This is a genomic window from Microbacterium sp. Leaf203, assembly GCF_001421275.1.
Classification (GTDB): domain Bacteria; phylum Actinomycetota; class Actinomycetes; order Actinomycetales; family Microbacteriaceae; genus Microbacterium; species Microbacterium testaceum_A.
On the sequence record NZ_LMKF01000022.1, the window covers coordinates 1795960 to 1812931 of the forward strand.

Annotated in this window: 25 protein-coding genes; 13 read left to right on the forward strand and 12 right to left on the reverse strand. The window is 70.4% G+C overall.

What is annotated here, in order from left to right:
- The first annotated feature begins 20 nt into the window (after positions 1-20).
- The gene (locus ASE56_RS09670) at positions 21-626 is read left to right on the forward strand and encodes a M15 family metallopeptidase (protein WP_056227886.1); all 606 of its coding nucleotides are present in this window, start codon (positions 21-23) and stop codon (positions 624-626) included.
- A 48-nt stretch (positions 627-674) separates the two neighbouring features.
- On the opposite strand, the gene ASE56_RS09675 is transcribed toward ASE56_RS09670, so the two are convergent.
- The 3 genes from ASE56_RS09675 to ASE56_RS09685 all read right to left on the reverse strand — a co-directional run bounded on the left by ASE56_RS09675 (position 675) and on the right by ASE56_RS09685 (position 2500).
- Positions 675-1790, reverse strand: coding sequence for an acyl-CoA desaturase (locus tag ASE56_RS09675; protein ID WP_056228549.1), 1116 nt, complete (start codon positions 1788-1790; stop codon positions 675-677).
- Between the two features lie 205 nt (positions 1791-1995).
- The gene (locus ASE56_RS09680; RefSeq protein WP_013583139.1) at positions 1996-2199 is read right to left on the reverse strand and encodes a cold-shock protein; all 204 of its coding nucleotides are present in this window, start codon (positions 2197-2199) and stop codon (positions 1996-1998) included.
- Positions 2200-2215: 16 nt separating this feature from the next.
- The gene (locus ASE56_RS09685) at positions 2216-2500 is read right to left on the reverse strand and encodes a hypothetical protein (protein WP_143017794.1); all 285 of its coding nucleotides are present in this window, start codon (positions 2498-2500) and stop codon (positions 2216-2218) included.
- A gap of 229 nt (positions 2501-2729) precedes the next feature.
- On the opposite strand from ASE56_RS09685, the gene ASE56_RS09690 reads away from it, so the two are divergent.
- Both ASE56_RS09690 and ASE56_RS09695 read left to right on the forward strand, forming a co-directional pair.
- Positions 2730-3089, forward strand: a complete 360-nt coding sequence (locus ASE56_RS09690) for a hypothetical protein (protein WP_056227894.1) — start codon at positions 2730-2732, stop codon at positions 3087-3089.
- A 54-nt stretch (positions 3090-3143) separates the two neighbouring features.
- Entirely contained in the window at positions 3144-3635 is a 492-nt protein-coding gene (locus ASE56_RS09695; protein WP_056227897.1) for a pyridoxamine 5'-phosphate oxidase family protein, read from the forward strand.
- A gap of 38 nt (positions 3636-3673) precedes the next feature.
- Here the strand turns inward: ASE56_RS09695 and ASE56_RS17825 are convergent, their stop codons facing one another.
- On the reverse strand, positions 3674-3805 hold the full coding sequence (locus ASE56_RS17825; RefSeq protein WP_256335516.1) for a hypothetical protein: 132 nt from the start codon (positions 3803-3805) through the stop codon (positions 3674-3676).
- 112 nt (positions 3806-3917) lie between these two features.
- Here ASE56_RS17825 and ASE56_RS16570 point away from each other — a divergent pair, with 112 nt between their 5' ends.
- Both ASE56_RS16570 and ASE56_RS17220 read left to right on the forward strand, forming a co-directional pair.
- Positions 3918-4073, forward strand: a complete 156-nt coding sequence (locus ASE56_RS16570; RefSeq protein ID WP_074694350.1) for a DUF2256 domain-containing protein — start codon at positions 3918-3920, stop codon at positions 4071-4073.
- Positions 4070-5512, forward strand: a complete 1443-nt coding sequence (locus ASE56_RS17220) for a cryptochrome/photolyase family protein (protein ID WP_056227900.1) — start codon at positions 4070-4072, stop codon at positions 5510-5512. The genes ASE56_RS16570 and ASE56_RS17220 overlap by 4 nt, the downstream gene beginning before the upstream one ends.
- An 82-nt stretch (positions 5513-5594) precedes the next feature.
- Here ASE56_RS17220 and ASE56_RS09705 read toward each other — a convergent pair whose 3' ends face one another.
- The gene (locus ASE56_RS09705; RefSeq protein WP_056227904.1) at positions 5595-5810 is read right to left on the reverse strand and encodes a DUF2945 domain-containing protein; all 216 of its coding nucleotides are present in this window, start codon (positions 5808-5810) and stop codon (positions 5595-5597) included.
- Between the two features lie 184 nt (positions 5811-5994).
- Here ASE56_RS09705 and ASE56_RS09710 point away from each other — a divergent pair, with 184 nt between their 5' ends.
- A complete protein-coding gene (locus ASE56_RS09710; RefSeq protein ID WP_156371643.1) occupies positions 5995-6249 on the forward strand; it encodes a hypothetical protein in 255 nt (84 codons plus the stop codon).
- 10 nt (positions 6250-6259) lie between these two features.
- Here ASE56_RS09710 and ASE56_RS09715 read toward each other — a convergent pair whose 3' ends face one another.
- The 3 genes from ASE56_RS09715 to ASE56_RS09725 are packed head-to-tail and all read right to left on the reverse strand — an operon-like array spanning position 6260 to position 8440.
- Positions 6260-6847: a hypothetical protein gene (locus ASE56_RS09715; RefSeq protein ID WP_082450370.1), complete on the reverse strand. Its 588-nt coding sequence runs from the start codon at positions 6845-6847 to the stop codon at positions 6260-6262.
- A gap of 13 nt (positions 6848-6860) precedes the next feature.
- Positions 6861-7694: an endonuclease/exonuclease/phosphatase family protein gene (locus tag ASE56_RS09720; protein ID WP_056227911.1), complete on the reverse strand. Its 834-nt coding sequence runs from the start codon at positions 7692-7694 to the stop codon at positions 6861-6863.
- Positions 7691-8440 (reverse strand): glycosyltransferase family A protein, encoded by a 750-nt coding sequence (locus ASE56_RS09725; RefSeq protein ID WP_056227914.1) that lies wholly within the window; start codon positions 8438-8440, stop codon positions 7691-7693. Before ASE56_RS09725 ends, ASE56_RS09720 begins: the two co-directional genes overlap by 4 nt.
- Positions 8441-8553: 113 nt before the next feature.
- Here ASE56_RS09725 and ASE56_RS09730 point away from each other — a divergent pair, with 113 nt between their 5' ends.
- From ASE56_RS09730 to ASE56_RS09740, 3 genes are read left to right on the forward strand one after another with little or no spacing between them, the layout of a single operon-like run.
- Positions 8554-9291 carry a sulfurtransferase gene (locus ASE56_RS09730; protein WP_056227916.1) on the forward strand — a complete coding sequence of 246 codons (738 nt, stop codon included), beginning with the start codon at positions 8554-8556 and terminating at the stop codon, positions 9289-9291.
- Entirely contained in the window at positions 9284-10246 is a 963-nt protein-coding gene (locus ASE56_RS09735) for a dipeptidase (protein WP_143017796.1), read from the forward strand. The genes ASE56_RS09730 and ASE56_RS09735 overlap by 8 nt, the downstream gene beginning before the upstream one ends.
- Positions 10243-10743, forward strand: a complete 501-nt coding sequence (locus tag ASE56_RS09740; RefSeq protein WP_056227923.1) for a GNAT family N-acetyltransferase — start codon at positions 10243-10245, stop codon at positions 10741-10743. Before ASE56_RS09735 ends, ASE56_RS09740 begins: the two co-directional genes overlap by 4 nt.
- 120 nt (positions 10744-10863) lie before the next feature.
- Here the strand turns inward: ASE56_RS09740 and ASE56_RS09745 are convergent, their stop codons facing one another.
- Entirely contained in the window at positions 10864-12099 is a 1236-nt protein-coding gene (locus tag ASE56_RS09745) for an NAD(P)/FAD-dependent oxidoreductase (protein WP_056227927.1), read from the reverse strand.
- A 49-nt stretch (positions 12100-12148) separates the two neighbouring features.
- Positions 12149-12499, reverse strand: a complete 351-nt coding sequence (locus tag ASE56_RS09750) for a helix-turn-helix transcriptional regulator (RefSeq protein ID WP_056227929.1) — start codon at positions 12497-12499, stop codon at positions 12149-12151.
- Between the two features lie 100 nt (positions 12500-12599).
- Here ASE56_RS09750 and ASE56_RS09755 point away from each other — a divergent pair, with 100 nt between their 5' ends.
- From ASE56_RS09755 to ASE56_RS09765, 3 genes are read left to right on the forward strand one after another with little or no spacing between them, the layout of a single operon-like run.
- Positions 12600-13007 (forward strand): arsenate reductase ArsC, encoded by a 408-nt coding sequence (locus tag ASE56_RS09755; protein WP_056227932.1) that lies wholly within the window; start codon positions 12600-12602, stop codon positions 13005-13007.
- Positions 13004-14299: an FAD-dependent oxidoreductase gene (locus tag ASE56_RS09760; protein ID WP_056227935.1), complete on the forward strand. Its 1296-nt coding sequence runs from the start codon at positions 13004-13006 to the stop codon at positions 14297-14299. Before ASE56_RS09755 ends, ASE56_RS09760 begins: the two co-directional genes overlap by 4 nt.
- A complete protein-coding gene (locus ASE56_RS09765) occupies positions 14266-14793 on the forward strand; it encodes a GNAT family N-acetyltransferase (protein ID WP_235556960.1) in 528 nt (175 codons plus the stop codon). Before ASE56_RS09760 ends, ASE56_RS09765 begins: the two co-directional genes overlap by 34 nt.
- Before the next feature lie 48 nt (positions 14794-14841).
- On the opposite strand, the gene msrA is transcribed toward ASE56_RS09765, so the two are convergent.
- Together msrA and msrB are read right to left on the reverse strand one after the other, a co-directional pair.
- Complete coding sequence (gene msrA, locus ASE56_RS09770) at positions 14842-15396, reverse strand: peptide-methionine (S)-S-oxide reductase MsrA (RefSeq protein ID WP_056227938.1); 555 nt, start codon at positions 15394-15396, stop codon at positions 14842-14844.
- Positions 15397-15449: 53 nt separating this feature from the next.
- Complete coding sequence (msrB, locus tag ASE56_RS09775) at positions 15450-15908, reverse strand: peptide-methionine (R)-S-oxide reductase MsrB (protein ID WP_056227941.1); 459 nt, start codon at positions 15906-15908, stop codon at positions 15450-15452.
- A gap of 189 nt (positions 15909-16097) precedes the next feature.
- Here msrB and ASE56_RS09780 point away from each other — a divergent pair, with 189 nt between their 5' ends.
- Positions 16098-16925, forward strand: a complete 828-nt coding sequence (locus ASE56_RS09780; protein ID WP_056227945.1) for an SDR family NAD(P)-dependent oxidoreductase — start codon at positions 16098-16100, stop codon at positions 16923-16925.
- Positions 16926-16972 lie beyond the last annotated feature (47 nt).

Genomic DNA, 16972 nt, shown 5'->3' on the forward strand with positions numbered 1-16972 from the left:
GCCCCGAGTCGACTGGGGCCATGGCTTCTCCCGCATCCCGTATCGATTCTCCTTCCCGCCGTCGGCTCGCGGTCCTCGCGATCGGGGCCGTCCTGGCCGTCGTCCTCACCGTGGTCGCCGTTCTGCTCGCGATGACCACCGCGGCGTCGTTCACGGCGGGGATGACCGCGCACGCGCCGTTCTCTCCGACGGAGGCCGACGGGATGATCCCCGCGGAGGCGCCCCTCACCGTGAGCGACGATCGGCACCCGGCGATGACAGGACTCGACGGAGACTTGCGCGAGGCCCTTCGCTCCGCCCAGGCGGCCGCCGCGCCGGAGGGAGTCGTCTTCGACGTCACCAGCGGATGGCGCAGCGAGGAGTACCAGCGCTGGCTCCTCGGCGACGCCATTCGCACGTACGGCTCCGAGGCGCTCGCGCGGGAGTACGTCGCGTCGCCCGAAGACTCGAGTCACGTCACCGGTCGAGCGGTCGACATCGGCTCGCTCGACGCGCAGCTGTGGATCATCGAGCACGGGCGGGAATGGGGTCTGTGCCAGACCTACGCCAACGAGCGGTGGCACTTCGAGAAGGCGACGGATGCCGGAGGAGAGTGCCCGGAGCCGAAGCCCGATGCGCGGGGGTGAACGACGACGGCGCCGCCCCGTTCGGGTGCGGCGCCGTCGTGCGAGTGCCTACTCGACGTTCAGCTGACGGGTGGGAGAGGTCAGCGGGCAGTCGAAGGGGTCGCGGGCGGCGAGCCCGACCCGGTTGAGGTACGCGATGACGATGCCGTACGACTGGAAGAGGGTCGTCTCGACGTACGGGACGTTCAGCGTCTCGCAGTGCTCGCGGACGATCACGCGGGCCTTGCTGAGGTGCGGGCGCGGCATGTTCGGGAACAGGTGGTGCTCGATCTGGTAGTTCAGACCGCCCATGAGCCACGTGGCCCACCAGCCGCCCGAGACGTTGCGCGAGGTGCGCACCTGCTTGCTGAAGAAGTCGAGCTTCGCACCGGGCGCGATGATCGGCATGCCCTTGTGGTTGGGGGCGAAGGACGCTCCCATGTAGATCCCGAAGACCGCGACCGAGACGCCGAAGAACGCGAAAGCGAGACCGACCGGCAAGAAGATGAAGATCGGCGCGATGAAGAGCGCGTGGCGCAGCGTCAGCAGGGCGAGTTCGGCCCAGCGGCCCTTGACGGGCTCGCGCGAGAAGAGGTGGCGCAGGGCCAGCACGTAGAGGTTGATCCCCTCGAACGCCAGCAGCGGGAAGAACAGGTACCCCTGACGCTGGGTGATCCAGCGCTGGATGCCGCGGGCCTTGGCCGCGTCGACGTCGAGGAACGAGATCGTGTCGATCTCGATGTCGGGGTCCTTGTCGACGCGGTTGGGGTTGGCGTGGTGACGCGTGTGCTTCGACGCCCACCACGAGCGGCTCATGCCGACGATGCCGTTGCCGATGAGCAGGCCGAGGCGATCGTTTGCCGGGCCCGACGCGAAGATCTGGCGGTGCGCGGCCTCGTGGGCGAGGAAGGCGACCTGGGTGAACAGGATGCCGAGGACCGCGGCGATGATCAGCTGGAACCAGCTGTCGCCGAGGAGGATGAAGCCGGTGACGCACCCGGCGAAACCGAGCACGATCGCGGCGGCGACGACGGCGTAGAACACCGGCGTGCGGACGAGGAGTCCGCTCTCGCGGACGACCTGAGACAGCTCTGTGTAGGCCTTGGTGATCGGGGGGAATTCGGTCGTACCGGAGTACGTCTGACGGATGGGGCCGAGGCGGGACTCGACGACGGTGGAAGCGATTTTCTGCTCCTCGGATCGGGATGGACCGGGGCGGCTACCCGGGCTGTCGCCCACATTACGGGTCGCCGTATGGACGACCCGGCATACGACGCGATGTTCAGGAGCCTCTCGGGAAATGGAAATCCCGGCGTGCGGAATCGTCTCGGAAACGACGAAAGCCGGGTCGTCGCGAGGCGACGTACCCGGCTTCCGAGGTAAGCGGAGCTTAGAGGGGGCGGATGTTCGCCGCCTGCATGCCCTTGGGGCCCTGCTCAGCGTCGAATTCGACCTTCTGTGCTTCCGTGAGCTCCTTGAAGCCGTTGCCCTGGATCGCGCTGAAGTGCGCGAACAGGTCGGCGGAGCCGTCGTCGGGAGCAATGAAGCCGTAGCCCTTTTCGGAGTTGAACCATTTCACGGTGCCAGTGGCCATCGTGTTCTTCCTTTATTCATGTTGGGCCGCAGATGCGGCCGTGGGCGCCGCTCCGACGCGTGCGGAGCGGACGGGGACGCCGCGTCACCGTGGTGGTGGCGCGTACGCGATGCCCGTCGACGGCGGCCTGAGCCGCTCCGACGGACGTGTGGACACCGAGATTCTCGCCGAGGGGACCCTGGGCTTCGAAGCCCGAGGTTCCCGCGCCGACGAAACCGGCGTAGTCGGATCCGGCCGTCGCGACGTACACGTCGAGATCGGCCTGGCGCCACGATAGCGGCGAAGGGTGAAGCAGAGACACAAGAACTTTCTGCGAGTGCGAGGCGAGGACCGAAGCCGTCGAGCGAGGCACACGATGATGAGGGGTGGGGTTGCGGTCGGAAACGGCTCGGCGCCGTGCGCCCGGCATCTCAGCGATGAGGCGGGCGTCGATGAAGCAAGTCCCAGAACGAATAACCTCACGCTAGCACGGATGTCTGCGAGACACCCGGGTGATTTCGGCGGGCCCGAGGGTGCGGTGCACTGGGGGCATGGCATCCGACCCTCCCTCCGATCGGGGCGCGACCGACGACGAGCGCTGGCTCGTGATCGACGAGCGCCGGTGGCGCCGCACCGATCCGGCGTTGCCGGACGACCTCGCCGACCGATTGCGGTCGCACCTCGGGAGGGCCCGATCGGCCGTGCGGACGGCGAAACGCGCCGGGGAAGACGACGCCGTGTCCGACGCGCGTCGCCGAGTGGGACTCGCGAAACACGGACTGGGCGAGCGGGGGCCGCGCTGGTGGGACGACGAGGTCGCCGCGCGGGTGCACCGGGCCGAGGAGGCCCTCGCCGAGCTCGACGCCCTCGCCCCGCCGAGAGCAGACGATTCCCCCGACGTCAATACGTAGCGCGAGGCGTAGCCAGGGGATGGGCTGGGGGCTCACGAACCGAGGGGAGCCCCCATGTCATCCACCGCCACCGAGCTCGAGACGCTCAACGATCTGCTCAAGAAGTTCCGCTTCGCGATGGTCACCACCCGCGCCGAAGACGGAGCGCTGCACGCGCACCCGCTGACCGTGCAGGAGAAGGAGTCGGACGGCGACCTCTGGTTCATCGTCGGCACGCACGCCTCCGCCGTCGAGCACGTGCGGCGCGACCCGAAGGTGGGCCTGTCGTTCAGCACCGACGGCACGTGGCTGTCGCTCGCGGGCGAGGCCGAGGTGGTCGACGACCTCGCGAAGCTCAAGGACCTGTGGTCGACGAGCGTCGAGGCGTGGTTCCCCGACGGCCCCGAGTCGCCCGGGGTGACCCTGCTGAAGGTCTCGACCCTCACCGGCGAGTACTGGGGGAGCGCCGGCGGGCGCCTCGCCACGGCCATCGCTCTCGTCACCTCGAAGGTGACCGGCGACCGGCCCCGCGGCGGTGAGAAGCAGACCTTCGACCTGACCGACTGAGCGCGGCGCGGACCTCGCGGTCGCGCCGCGCCGCGAGGTCATCCGCCCGAGGGATTGTCGACGGGCGTGTCGTCGTCGTCGGTGGTGTCGGGGATGACGGGCGCATCAGCGGTTTCGAGCTCGTCGGGCTCGTCGGCGGTGTCATTCGTGCGGTCGTGTGTCGTGTCCATGGCCCCACCCGACCACGCCCCGGTCGACCGCCGCGCGGGCCTTGCGCGAACCGGCGCAGCGTGCCAGCGCAAGCCCCCAGATGCCGAGTACGCGCTTTGCGACGATGACGGCATGTCACGACCCGAGGTCCGCTCCAAGCCCTGCGCCTACTGCGGTCGGCCCTTCACCGATCGCAAGCGCTGGAGCGGGCGCGACCAGTGGGACCAGGTGCTCTACTGCTCGCGCGGCTGCCGCGCCAACGCCGCGAAGCAGAGGCGCCACGCGTGAGGGCCGCACTGATCCTCGCGACGCAGCAGTTCGCCGAGCACCCCGCGTACTCCGACGACGGCATCGAGGAGTTCTTCTTCATCGAGTCGGCGCCCCGCTTCGCCAAGCTCCCGTATCACCGCCACAAGATCGTGCTGCTCGTCTCGGCGATGCGGCACACCGCCGCGCGGCTCGAGGCCGAGGGCAAGACCGTCCGCCGGATCACCCTCGACGACGACCTCACCTTCAAGGCCGGCCTCGAGAAGCTGCTGAAGGCCCATCGGGTCACCGAGTTGACGTGGATGAGCGACCCCAACCGCCCCGTCGACGAGCGCATCGCGCGCATCTGCCAGGCGCACGACGTCGAGACCGACGTGCTCTCGGACCAGCTGTTCCTGACCCCCGAAGACGACGTCGACGCCTGGTTCGCCGAGCACCCGACGCCGCTCATGGAGGACTTCTACCACTGGCAGCGGCGCCGCACCGGCATCCTGATGGACGGCGGGAAGCCGACGGGGCGGCGCTGGAACTTCGACGCCGACAATCGCAAGGCGCTGCCGAAGAAGGGCGTCGACATCCCGCCGCTGCCGCAGCTCGCGCACGACGAGATCACCCGCGCCGTCATCGTCGAGGTCGACGAGCGCTACCCTGAGCATCCCGGCAAAGCGGCCGACTTCTGGCTGCCCGTCACGCCGGAGGACTCCCGCGACTGGCTCGACGTCTTCGTCGCGGAACGCCTCAACGACTTCGGCCGGTACGAAGACGCGATGAAGGCCGACGAGCCGTTCCTCTTCCACGCGATCATCTCGCCGATGCTGAACATCGGGCTGCTCACCGTCGAAGAAGTGGTCGCCGCCGCCACGCGGACCGACGCGCCCCTGGCATCCGTCGAGGGGTTCATCCGCCAGGTGATCGGGTGGCGCGAATACATGCGCGGCATGTACCGGGCGCACCCGAAGCTGGAGCACGTCAACGCGCTGCACCTCGAGAAGAGGATCGAGAAGTACTGGTACTCCGGGCAACGGATGCCGAGTGACCTGCCGATCTCCGTGCGCACGGTCCTGGAACGCGTGCACGAGTGGGGCTACGCGCACCACATCGAACGCCTCATGGTGCTGGGCAACTGGTTCCTGCTGCAGGGGTACGCGCCGCGGCAGGTCAACGACTGGTTCCTCGCGCTGTTCGTCGACGCCTACGACTGGGTCATGGTGCCCAACGTCATGGGAATGAGCCAGTTCGCCGACGGCGGCTTCGTCGCGACCAAGCCGTACGTCTCGGGCGGCGCCTACCTGCAGAAGATGGGGTCGTGGTGGCCCTCGGCGCAGGAGGCCAAGGACTCGGTCTTCACCGACGCGTACTGGGAATTCCTCGAGCGACACGAGGACGTGCTGTCCGGAAACCACCGGCTGGGCCTCGCGCTGGCGCAGATGCGCAAGCGACGCGACGCGAAGGGGGAATGAGCGGGTTGCGGTCCCGTCGACAGGCTCGGGGACCTCGGTCAGGAGGCCCCGCGACCGCAGTCGAGGGGCCCCGCGACCCCGGTCAGCTCTTGAGCTTGTTCAGCGCCGAGCCCTTGTGGGCCGCAGTCGAGCCGGACTTCTCCGACGTGACGATGTAGGCCGGGTCGTCGTCGGATGCCGTGAACTTCTGACCGTCGTGCTGGAAGTCCTTCGTCTTCTTCTCCACGACCTCACCCTGGGTGCGGCCCTGCGGGGTGTCCCAGCTGACGCGGTCGCCCTTCGACAGATCCTTCGACATGACGCTTCCTTCCGTTGATGTGGGTTCATGGTGTCGAGCGGCCCGAGCGCGCATCGGGGGATTGACAGGCGGCGGACGGGACGTCGCCGGTCCGCGTGTCGCGCGTGACGGAGATGCGGCGGGGGTGCGCGGAAACGGCATCCGGATGCCGAGGATCGGCGCGACCGTCTGAGATGCTGCCGTCATGCGAGGACCTGTGTGGGGAATGGCGACGGCCGGCATCGGCGTGCTGATGATCGGACTGCTCGTGGCGTGGGGCACGGCCTACGCCACGTGGCTCGACGAGATCGGCCCGTTCATCGACGACGCCGGCGCGGGCCCTGACGCCCCGACGATCGTCCTCCCGGGTCTCGTGGGGCTGCTCGCTCTCGCGCTCGTCATCGGCGGAGTCGTCATCGCGGTCACGACGGGGCCGGAGCGCGAGCCGCGCCGGCGCTGAGGTCCGACGCCTATAGTGCCGCGCGATCCTCGCGGGTCAGGCGGAACCGGGATGCCACGACGCCCAGCAGCAGCGCGCCCGCGCCTCCCGCGATCATGTCGCCGATCGTGTCGTCGTAGGTCACGAAGATCGCGTCGGTGATGAAGCGGTAGCCGAACCACTCGATCATCTCCCACACGGCGCTCAGCGCCAGGCCCGCCATGGTGGCGACGACGACGGGCGTCCGGCGTCGGCCGGTCGGCTCGATCACGCGCGCGTCGTCGAGAAGCACCAGGGCGACCGCGGCGAGCACGCCCGTGCACACGGCGTGGACGATCAGGTCCCACCCGGTCCACGCGCGGTACAGGTCGATGACGTTGCTGCCGGCCGCGACAAACACCGTGACGCACGTGACGAGGTCGAGGCCCGAGCGCAGGCCGATCATGCGCGAGAGCATCACCGACGGCAGCGACATCGACAGCACGGCGAAGTCGGTGAACGGCAGGGTGAACAGCGAGACGATGACGACGACGATCGCCACGGCCCGCACGACGTCGGTCAGCCAGTCGGTGACGGTGCGCGGCGGCCGCTTGAGGTTGGCGTACATCGCCCGGATCATCGGCATCCGCCCGTCATGGCGTCGCCGCCGGATGGATGCGCACGACCGCCTGCACCGGCAAGTGGTCGCTCGGCCACTGCGTGCCGGTCGGACGCGGGTCGATGCCGACCGCGCGCACGCCCACGTCGGGGGTCGCGAGCAGGGCGTCGATGCGACGCGCACCGACCTTGGGCGCCGCATAGTTGTTGAAGGTGCCCCACTCGGCGGTCCGGCGGGCGGGGGCGTACGACCACGTGTCGACGAGCAGGCCGTCGGCGAACATGTCCGACAGTTCGCCGGAGCGCACGTGGGCGTTCACGTCGGCGGTGAACAGCAGCGGGCGTTCGCGGCGCGCCACGAGGTCGTGCAGCCACGCGGCCGAGCGGCGGCGAGCCCGGCGCGAGAACGCGTCGAAATGGGTGTTCACGAAGGTGAACCGGGCGTCGGTCGCGAGGTCGCGCACCTGCGCGATGACCGCTATCCGCGGAATGGTGTTGCCCCATCCGGTCGACCCGGGGACGCGGGGGGTGTCGGACAGGGCGACCTGCTCCCAGTCCTCGACTTCGATGCGATCGCGGTCGTAGAAGAGCGGAGTGCCCTCCCCGTCGCGGCGGGGACCGCGGCCGAGTCCGATGCGGCCGTAGTCGGAGCCGAGCGACGCCTGCACCCACTGGGCCTGATCGGGCATCGCCTCCTGCGTGCCCAGCAGGTGGGGGCGGTTCGCGCTGAGGAACGTCCGCAGTCGCTCCTTGCGCAGGGGCCACCGGTCGGCGGGAGGCCACGTGATCCGGTCGAAGCGTCGACGGATGTTGAAGCTCATCACGTGCAGATCGGGGGCCTCGACGTCGGGGAAGAGGATGCCGCTCATGATCGACCCCGCAGCCCCAGGCGCACCCATCGCGCCGGCGGGATCTCGGCGGGCCAGTGCGCGAAGACGGTCCCCGCACCCCGACGGAAGCATCGCGCGAAGCGGCGCGGCTCCACGGTCCTCGACGACACACGCATGTGCGCGCCGGACACGCGCGCGATGCGATGGCGGCGGCCCAGGTGGTACGCGAGGTCGAGGTCGTCGTGCAGCTCGGGGTCGAGGTGCACCTCGCCGCGCACGTCCTCCCAGGCGCGGCGGCGGAACGCCATGTTCGATCCCCAGAGCGGCGTGTGTCCGAGAGCGGGGGTCGCGAAGGTGGCATAGGTGCCGAGGAAGAGCCGCGCCATCGACACGCGTCGCCGGGCGGGTCCGTCGTGGAACACGGCTCCGCCGGTCACGGCATCCACGGTCGGATCCGCCAGCGCGTCGACCATGCTCTGCACCCACGTCGGATCGGGGAGGCTGTCGGCGTCGAGGCGGAGGATCAGCTCTCCCCGCGCCGCGTCGTACCCGGTGGCGGCGGCCGCGGGGATGCCGCGCTCCCCGCAGAACACCACACGTACTCCGGCCGCTCGGGCGATCTCGGCGCTGTCGTCGGTCGAGGCGTTGTCGACCACGACGATCTCGGTCGGGGCGAGGGTCTGCGCGGACAGCGCGCGCAGGCACCGCCACAGATGGGCGCCGTCGTCACGGCAGGGGATGACGACGGAGACGGTGACGGCCGGCGAGACGGGGCCTTGGGGCACGGGGGTCCTCCCGGAGACGAGTCCTCCCACGCTAGGCGATCAGCGGCGGGCGTTTCCCGGCTTGACGCCTGCGTCGTCGGCTGACAGCGCTCGCCTTTCGTATCGTGGATGCCATGGCATCCGTCCTCAACGTCTCGGCGTACCTGTTCACGCGCATCGACGACCCCGCGTCCCTGCGAGCGGTTCTGCGCGCGCGGGCAGCGGAGGCGGGACTGCGGGGGACGATCCTGCTGGCCGAGGAGGGCGTCAACCTGTTCCTCGCGGGCGGAGCCGACGAGGTGCGCGGCTTCGTCGACGACCTGCGCGCCGACGCGCGTTTCGCCGCCCTGCAGACCAAGGAGAGCTGGTCGGATGCCGTGCCCTTCGGCAAGCTGCTCGTGAAGGTGAAGCGCGAGATCATCCGCATGGACCGCCCCGAGGTGCGTCCGCAGGACGGTCGCGCGCCCGCCGTGACCCCCGACACCCTGCGCCGTTGGCTCGACACCGGCGTCGACGACGCGGGGCGGGAGATCGTGCTCGTCGACACGCGCAACGCCTTCGAGGTCGACTACGGCACCTTCGCCGGCGCGAAGGACTGGCGCATCGAGAGGTTCACGCAGTTCCCGGATGCCGCGGCATCCCACCGCGAAGAACTCGAGGGCAAGACCGTGGTGAGCTTCTGCACGGGCGGGATTCGCTGCGAGAAGGCGGCCCTGTACCTGCGCGACGAGGGCGTCGAGGCGTACCAGCTCGAGGGCGGCATCCTCGGGTGGTTCGCCGCGCAGGGCGCCGCGCACTGGGACGGCGACCTCTTCGTCTTCGACGAGCGCGAAGCGCTCGACGCGGGACTCGCCGCTCGGGCCGGTGCCTGACGTGCTCTGGGACCAGCACGCCTGCGTCGAACTCGTCGAGACCGCCGACCTCACCGACCTGCGGCGCTACCGCGGAGCCGGCGGGGGCTACGTGTCGATCAACGTCGGCTACGCCCCGCACGCGCCCGAGCTCACGGCATCCCTTCTCCGCTCCTTCCGCGCGCAGGTCGACGCCATCGACGGGCTCGAGTTCGCCGCCACGGTCGCCGACATCGACCGCATCGCCGCGCGGGGCGACACGGCCGTCGCCTTCGATCTCGAGGACTGCGCCCCTCTCGGTGGGGACCTGGATGCCGTGTCCTCCCTCGTCGCACGGGGAGTACGCACCCTCGGCCCGACCTACAACCACGCCAACCGCGCGGGCGGCGGGTGCCTCGACGCGATCGACGACGGCCTCACCGCCTGGGGCCGCGACCTCGTCGCCGAGATGAACGCGCGCGGGATGGTTCCCGACGGCTCGCACGTGGGCGCCCGCACCACCTTCGACATGTGCGCCGCGTCGACCCGCCCGGTGGTGTTCAGCCACTCGAACTTGCGCTCCGTGTGGGAGCACCCGCGCAACATCACCGACGACCAGGCGCGAGCGGCAGCGGACACCGGGGGAGTCGTCGGCATCACGGGGGTGGGGATCTTCCTCGGGCCCAACACCCCGACGCTCGAGGCCATGGTGCGCCACCTCGAGCGCGCCGTCGAGGTCGTCGGCATCCGTCACGTCGGGGTCAGCACCGATTTCTCGTTCGACTGGGAGACCTTCCGCGACGAGATTGCGCGGATGCCGGAGCTGTACGACGCGAGCTACACCCGCTGGGGTCCGATGGAGTGGATGCCGCCCGAGACCTTCGTCCTCCTCGGCTCGGCGCTCGCCGCGCGAGGATGGAACGACACCGACGTCGCCGCGGTGCTCGGCGGGAACTTCCGCCGCGTCGCGGCCGAGAGCTGGGAGCCCCTGTCATGACCGAACTCCGCGACGGCGCCGTCCTGCGCCCCGCCCGCCCCGGCGACGAAGAGGGCATCCTCGCGTGCATCCAGGCGCTCGCCGATTACGAGCGAGAGCCGGATGCCGTGGACAACACCGCCGCGATGCTCACCGACACGCTGTTCGGCGATGACCCCCGCGCGTTCGCCTTCGTCGTGGAGGGGCCCGATCGCGGCATCCGGGCGATCGCGATCTGGTTCCTCACCTATTCGACCTGGACCGGACGCCACGGCATCTGGCTCGAAGACCTGTACGTGCACGAGCAGTACCGCTCGAACGGCTACGGCGCGGCCCTGCTCGCCGCGCTCGCCGCCGAGTGCCTCGACAAGGGCTATTCGCGCCTCGAGTGGACGGTGCTCGAGTGGAACGAGCCCGCGATCGGCTTCTACCGCGCGCTCGGCGCCGAGGCGATGGACGAATGGACGACCCGCCGCGTCACGGGCGACGCGCTGACGGCGCTCGCGGCGCGGGGGTAGCGCTCTGCGGGGCGGTTCGTCGGGTTTCGGGGCGAATCCTGCAGGTTGGGGCGGATGAATCACGCCCCGAGCGCAAAAATCCGCCCCAACCGGGCCTGGGTTGATCGCGACGCCGCCCGCTCACCGCGCGAGGTCGGCCAGCACCGCCTCGGCGGCGCGCTGCCCCGACACCAGCGCGCCCTGGATCGACGCGGTGTCGCGGTGGTCGCCGGCGAGGTAGCGGCCGTCGTCGAGGCGCACGGGGCGGCGCAGGCGCAGCGGCGGATCCTGCGCGGGGAGCGCGTGAGTGATGTCGTCGCGGCGCAGCAGGCGCCACGGCCGGGTGTCGGCCTGCCACACCTCGCCGAGCTGGCGCCGCACCTCGTCCTCGGCGGCGACGGAGGGCATGACGCAGGTCGCCTGAATGAGGTGCTGCCCGCGCGGGGCGTACGTCGGCGCGGTGTTGGTCATGACCGCTGTGTTCACGATCGGCCCGCGGCGGCGTCCGTCGACGCGCAGCGCGGCATCGGTCGAGGGGGCCTCGTCGGCGGCGAACCACCACGTCTGCAGGCCGCGGGTGCGAGGGTGCGGGGCGTCGAGGGCGTGGTCCAGCCCGCTCGCGAGCACGAGGGTGCGGGCGGTCACGGCATCCGCCCCCTCCACTCCGAGGTGCCAGCCGTGCGCGCGCTTGCGGGTCGACACGACGCGGTGCGAGAGGCGGATGCCGACACCCGCACGCCGCGCCGTGTCGGCGAGCTGCGCGGGGAGGGCTCCGATCCCCGCCGCGGGAACGCCGGGACGCCCGAGGGCGAAGCTGCGGATGAGCAGGCGCACGAAGGCGTCGGAGGTCTGTTGCCCGTCGTCGGCGATGACCCCGGCGAGGAAGGGCTCGAGCACCGCCTCGCGGAGGGGGCCGCGGAGGCCTGCTCGGTCCCAGCCCTCGTCGAGCGAGAAGTCGCGGCCTTTCTTGGCCGCTCGGGCGCTGAGCACCGTCGGTCCCGCCCAGCGAATCAGCGCGGCGAGGTCGGCGGGCCGCACCAGGCCCGAGCGCAGCGTCGCGGGAATCGATCCCGGATGCCGCAGCGGGTGCGCCAATCGCGCGACCCGGTCGTTCAACCGCACGCCGACGGCGACCGGGAAGCGCCGGAGCGCGAGGGCGTCGACGTCGACCCAGCGCCGCACGGCCGGGTACGCCGGGTTCAGCACGTGGAAGCCGAGGTCGAGGCGGAACCCGTCGACGACGTCGGTGCGCTCGCGCCCGCCGACCGCGTCGTTCGCCTCGAGCACCACGACGTCGCGCCCGGCCTCGGCCAGTCGGGTCGCGGCGCGGAGTCCCGCGAGCCCTGCTCCCACCACGACGACGTCGTACTCGTTCATGCCGCGAGCCTAGGCAGGCGAACGCGAGCGGACGCGGGGGTTGCGAGCGTCAGCGACGGGGCGCGATGGCCGCGGCGACGCTGTCGAGAGCGCCCGGCACGAGCGAGAAGTACGCCCAGGTGCCGCGCTTCTCGCGGGTCAGGATGCCGGCATCGACCAGCACCTTCGTGTGGTGCGAGACCGTGGGCTGCGAGAGGCCGAGGGGTTCCTGCAGGTCGCACGCGCACGTGGCACCGGCGTCTTGCGCGGCGATGATCGACACGATCCGCAGCCGCGCCGGATCGGCGAGCGCCTTGAGCGTCTTCGCCAGCGTCTCCGCTTCGGCCGGGGCCATCGCGGCATCGCCCGACGAGACGCAGCAGGCGGCGTCGAGCAGGGGCAGGGCGATGGTCGAGGTCATGGCACCTATCATCGTCCGGACATCGATGAACGTCAATATTGACGAGCGTCGATGTGTTGCGTCATGCTGTTCCCGTTCGTCCCGACCCGAAGGAAGCGCCATGTCCGACACCGCCACGATCCTCTTCGTCTGCGTGCACAACGCCGGCCGCTCGCAGATGGCCGCCGGTTACGCGCGCGCCCTGGGCGGCGACCGCGTGCGCGTGCTGTCCGGTGGCAGCGCCCCCGGCGACGCCCTCAACCCCATGGCGGTGGCCGCGATGGCCGAAGAGGGGATCGACATCAGCGCCGAGGTGCCGCAGCTGCTGCTCACAGACGACGTGCGTGCCTCCGACGCGGTCATCACGATGGGCTGCGGAGACGCGTGCCCGATCTTCCCCGGCAAGCGCTACGAAGACTGGGAACTGACCGACCCGGCCGGCAAAGGCCTCGACGAGGTGCGCCCGATCCGCGACGACATCAAGGCGCGGGTGACCACGCTGCTGCGCGAGCTCGGGGTCGACGCATGAGCCTGACCCTCACGGTCCCACCGCGGCGCGAGGCCGATCGCCGCGCGGGTCTGCCCATCGCGATCATCGGCGCCGGCCCCGTCGGCCTCGCGGCCGCCGCGCACCTGATCGAACGCGGGCTGCCCGTCGTCGTCTTCGAAGCGGGCGACACCGCCGGCGCCGCCGTTCGCGCGTGGGGGCACACGCGCCTGTTCTCGCCGTGGCGCTACGTCGTCGACCCCGCAGCTCGCCGTCTGCTCGAGGCCGAGGGATGGACCGCTCCGGATGCCGAGGGCCTGCCCACCGGTGACGAGCTGGTCGACGGCTACCTCGAACCCCTCGCGCGCACCGCCGCCTTGGCATCCGTCATCCGGTACGGAACGCGCGTGGAGGCCGTCGCCCGCCAGGGCATGGACCGCACGCGGTCGGTGGGTCGGGCGGCCACTCCCTTCGCGCTGCGACTGCGCACGACCGACGGGACGACGGATGCCACGGCTCGCGCGGTCATCGACACCTCGGGCACCACGAGTTCACCACGGTCGCTGCTGTCGTCTGGTCTCGCCCACGACGACCTCGGTGATCGCGTGACGACGGCGCTCCCCGATGTGCGCGGACGCGACCGCGCGCGGTTCGCCGGTCGACGCGTGCTCGTCGTCGGCGCGGGGCATTCGGCGGCGAATACCCTGATCGCCCTCGCCGCGCTCGCCGCAGACGAGCCCACGACGCGCATCGCCTGGGCTGTCCGCAACGAGGGAACCGCCCGCCTCGCCGCCGACGCGACCGACGACCTCGCCGCGCGCGGACGCCTCGGCACGGCGGTGCACAGCCTGGTCGACGAGGGCGCCGTCGAGCAAATCGCCGCGTTCGAGATCGACGACGTGCGGCTCTCCGGCGACGGCGTGTGCGTCAGCGGCCGAGGAGCGGGAGAGGCGTTCTCCCTCGAGGTCGACGTGGTCGTCAACGCCACCGGCTTCCGCCCCGACCTGACGATGCTGCGCGAGATCCGCGTGGGGCTCGACGAGATCGTCGAGGCACCGCGGGCGCTCGCCCCGCTGATCGACCCGAACCTGCACTCGTGCGGCTCCGTGCCGCCGCACGGGGTCGCCGAACTGACGCACCCCGAGCCCGACTTCTACCTCGCGGGCATGAAGTCGTACGGGCGGGCGCCCACGTTCCTGCTGCTCACCGGGTACGAGCAGGTGCGCTCGATCGCGGCGGAACTCGCCGGCGACCGGACGGCGGCACGACAGGTCGATCTCATGCTGCCCGAGACGGGCGTGTGCACCACCGACGCGGGGTCCTGCTGCGCGTGAGCGTGTCGCTGCGCCCACTCGCCGCGGCCGACTGGCCGGAGGTGCACCGCATCTACGCGGAGGGCATCGCGACCGGTCACTCGACCTTCGAGACGGCGCCCCCGGCGACATGGGACGAGTTCGATGGGGCGAAGCTGGCCGCGCATCGGCTCGTCGCCGTGAGCGACGACCGGGTCGTCGGCTGGGCCGCCGTCTCCGCCGTGTCGTCGCGCCCCGTCTACTTCGGAGTCGTGGAGCACTCGGTCTACGTCGAAGCCGACGCCCGCGGCCGGGGGATCGGTCACCTGCTGCTCGACGCCCTCATCGCTTCGACCGAGGCGGCCGGCGTCTGGACGATCCAGTCATCGATCTTCGCCGACAACCACGCCTCGCTCGCCTTGCACGCACGCCACGGTTTCCGCACCGTCGGCGTCCGCGAGCGCATCGCCCGCGACGCGGCCGGCACCTGGCGCGACACGGTGCTGATCGAAAGACGCAGTCCCACGGTCGCCTGACATGAGAAAGGGCCCGGATGCCATGGCATCCGGGCCCCGAAAAGCGACTTACGCGGAGGCTTCCTCGCGCTTGGGCAGCACCCAACCGGGACGCACGAAGTGGCACGTGTAGCCGTTGGGGATGCGGATCAGGTAGTCCTGGTGCTCGGGCTCGGCCTCCCAGAAGGGCGCCTCGGGCTCGATCGTGGTGACGACCTTCGCGGGCCAGATGCCCGACGCGTCGACGTCGGCGATCGTGTCGCGCGCGACCTTCTCCTGCTCGGGCGAGAGCGGGAAGATCGCCGAGCGGTAGCTCGTGCCGATGTCGTTGCCCTGACGGTTCAGGGTCGACGGGTCATGGATCTGAAAGAAGAACGCGAGGATGTCGCGGTACGAGGTCTGCGTGGGGTCGAAGACGATCTCGACGGCCTCCGCATGACCGGGGTGGTTGCGGTAGGTCGCGTGGTCGTTCTGGCCGCCGGTGTAGCCGACGCGCGTGTCGAGCACGCCGGGCTGGCGGCGGATGAGGTCTTCGACGCCCCAGAAGCATCCGCCCGCGAGGACGGCGGTCTCGGTGCCGGGGCGGCGGGTGATCTCGCCGGAGTCGGTGGGTCCGCTGGTCATGGTGGTGCTCCTTCTGCGGTTGACGCTGCTGCGGGTGAGGAAAGAGAAGAGGTTCATGAGGCTCGGCTCTCACGGAACAGGGGGAGGTAGGCGCCGTACCCCTGCGCTTCGAGCTCCGCGATGGGCACGAACCGCATCGCGGCCGAGTTCATGCAGTATTTCAGTCCGCCGCGGTCGCGGGGGCCGTCGTCGAAGAGGTGTCCGAGGTGGCTGTCGGCTCCGGCCGAGCGGACCTCGGTGCGCGTCATCCACAGCGAACGGTCGGTCTTGTTCACGACGGCGGCGTCGTCGATGGGCTTGGTGAAGCTCGGCCAGCCTGATCCGCTCTCGAACTTGTCGGTCGAGGAGAACAGCGGCTGTCCCGACACGACATCGACGTAGATGCCGTCCTCGTGGTTGTCCCAGTACTCGTTGCGGAACGGCGGCTCGGTGGCGTCGTCCTGCGTGACGGCGAACTGGCGGTCGGTGAGGCGGCTGAGCGCCTCCGACGTCTTCCGGTACTCCGTGCTCACGGTGTGTGTCCCTTCGTCATGTCGCCCTGTGTCGGGCGTCATGGGTAGGAACGCGGGACCCGCCGGTTTTGGTCCCGCGGGGCTGGGAGCGGGCTGTGAGTTCTTTTCGATCTCGGATGCCGCGGGCAAGCCCCGACGTTCACATCAGTGCCCGCAGTAGCGTGGCGCTCTTCGACCCAGGAGGTTCGCATGACCCGCACCATCGTCATCACCGGAGCCAGCGACGGCATCGGCGCCGCAGCCGCGAAGCAGCTCACCCAGGTGGGCGAAGAGGTGGTCGTGGTGGGCCGCAATCCCGACAAGACCGCCCGTGTCGCGCGGTCGCTCGGGGTGGATTCATTCGTCGCCGACTTCAGCGACCTGGCGCAGGTGCGGGAGCTCGCGGCATCCCTCCTCGAGAAGTACCCCCGTATCGACGTGCTCGCCAACAACGCCGGCGGCGTCTTCGGCGAGCGCACCCTGACGAAGGACGGCTACGAGACGACCTTCCAGGTCAACCACCTCGCGCCGTTCCTGCTCACCAATCTGCTGCGCGAGCGCCTCATCGAGTCGGATGCCTCGGTGATCCAGACCTCTAGCGCCGCGGCGAAACTCTTCCCCCGCTTCGACATCGACGACCTGCAGGGTGAGCGCCGTTACTCCTCGACCGCGGCGTACGGCAACGCGAAGCTCGCGAACGTGCTGTTCGCCAAGGAACTCAACCGCCGGTTCGGCGACCAGGGTATCTCGGCCGTGGCCTTCCACCCCGGCGTCATCGCCTCGAACTTCGGATCGTCGAGCGATGGGCCGTGGAAGTTCCTCTACGGGGGCCCGCTCGCGAAGAGCCTCATGACCTCGACCGCGGTGGGCGGCGCACGTCTGACCTGGCTCGCGCTCGGCAAGCCGGGCGTCGACTGGACCCCCGGAGGCTTCTACTCGAACAACAAGCCCGCCACGACCAACCGCATCGCCGACGACCCCCTGGTCGCGCGGCAGCTGTGGGAACGCAGCGCGGTGCTGGTCGGCCTCGACGACTGACCCCGACGACGGCGGGCTAGCGCACGCCTCGCCCGAGGGGCAAGCGA

What these genes read in the sequence shown, in the direction of transcription:
- ASE56_RS09670 (WP_056227886.1), top strand. Translation starts at nt 21, where the DNA reads ATGGCTTCTCCCGCATCCCGTATCGATTCTCCTTCCCGCCGTCGGCTC.
- ASE56_RS09680 (WP_013583139.1), bottom strand. Translation starts at nt 2,199, where the DNA reads ATGGCCACTGGCACCGTGAAATGGTTCAACTCCGAAAAGGGCTACGGC.
- ASE56_RS09690 (WP_056227894.1), top strand. Translation starts at nt 2,730, where the DNA reads ATGGCATCCGACCCTCCCTCCGATCGGGGCGCGACCGACGACGAGCGC.
- ASE56_RS09695 (WP_056227897.1), top strand. Translation starts at nt 3,144, where the DNA reads ATGTCATCCACCGCCACCGAGCTCGAGACGCTCAACGATCTGCTCAAG.
- ASE56_RS17825 (WP_256335516.1), bottom strand. Translation starts at nt 3,805, where the DNA reads ATGGACACGACACACGACCGCACGAATGACACCGCCGACGAGCCCGAC.
- ASE56_RS16570 (WP_074694350.1), top strand. Translation starts at nt 3,918, where the DNA reads ATGTCACGACCCGAGGTCCGCTCCAAGCCCTGCGCCTACTGCGGTCGG.
- ASE56_RS09705 (WP_056227904.1), bottom strand. Translation starts at nt 5,810, where the DNA reads ATGTCGAAGGATCTGTCGAAGGGCGACCGCGTCAGCTGGGACACCCCG.
- ASE56_RS09710 (WP_156371643.1), top strand. Translation starts at nt 5,995, where the DNA reads ATGCGAGGACCTGTGTGGGGAATGGCGACGGCCGGCATCGGCGTGCTG.
- ASE56_RS09715 (WP_082450370.1), bottom strand. Translation starts at nt 6,847, where the DNA reads ATGATCCGGGCGATGTACGCCAACCTCAAGCGGCCGCCGCGCACCGTC.
- ASE56_RS09720 (WP_056227911.1), bottom strand. Translation starts at nt 7,694, where the DNA reads ATGAGCGGCATCCTCTTCCCCGACGTCGAGGCCCCCGATCTGCACGTG.
- ASE56_RS09730 (WP_056227916.1), top strand. Translation starts at nt 8,554, where the DNA reads ATGGCATCCGTCCTCAACGTCTCGGCGTACCTGTTCACGCGCATCGAC.
- ASE56_RS09740 (WP_056227923.1), top strand. Translation starts at nt 10,243, where the DNA reads ATGACCGAACTCCGCGACGGCGCCGTCCTGCGCCCCGCCCGCCCCGGC.
- ASE56_RS09745 (WP_056227927.1), bottom strand. Translation starts at nt 12,099, where the DNA reads ATGAACGAGTACGACGTCGTCGTGGTGGGAGCAGGGCTCGCGGGACTC.
- ASE56_RS09750 (WP_056227929.1), bottom strand. Translation starts at nt 12,499, where the DNA reads ATGACCTCGACCATCGCCCTGCCCCTGCTCGACGCCGCCTGCTGCGTC.
- ASE56_RS09755 (WP_056227932.1), top strand. Translation starts at nt 12,600, where the DNA reads ATGTCCGACACCGCCACGATCCTCTTCGTCTGCGTGCACAACGCCGGC.
- ASE56_RS09760 (WP_056227935.1), top strand. Translation starts at nt 13,004, where the DNA reads ATGAGCCTGACCCTCACGGTCCCACCGCGGCGCGAGGCCGATCGCCGC.
- msrA (WP_056227938.1), bottom strand. Translation starts at nt 15,396, where the DNA reads ATGACCAGCGGACCCACCGACTCCGGCGAGATCACCCGCCGCCCCGGC.
- ASE56_RS09780 (WP_056227945.1), top strand. Translation starts at nt 16,098, where the DNA reads ATGACCCGCACCATCGTCATCACCGGAGCCAGCGACGGCATCGGCGCC.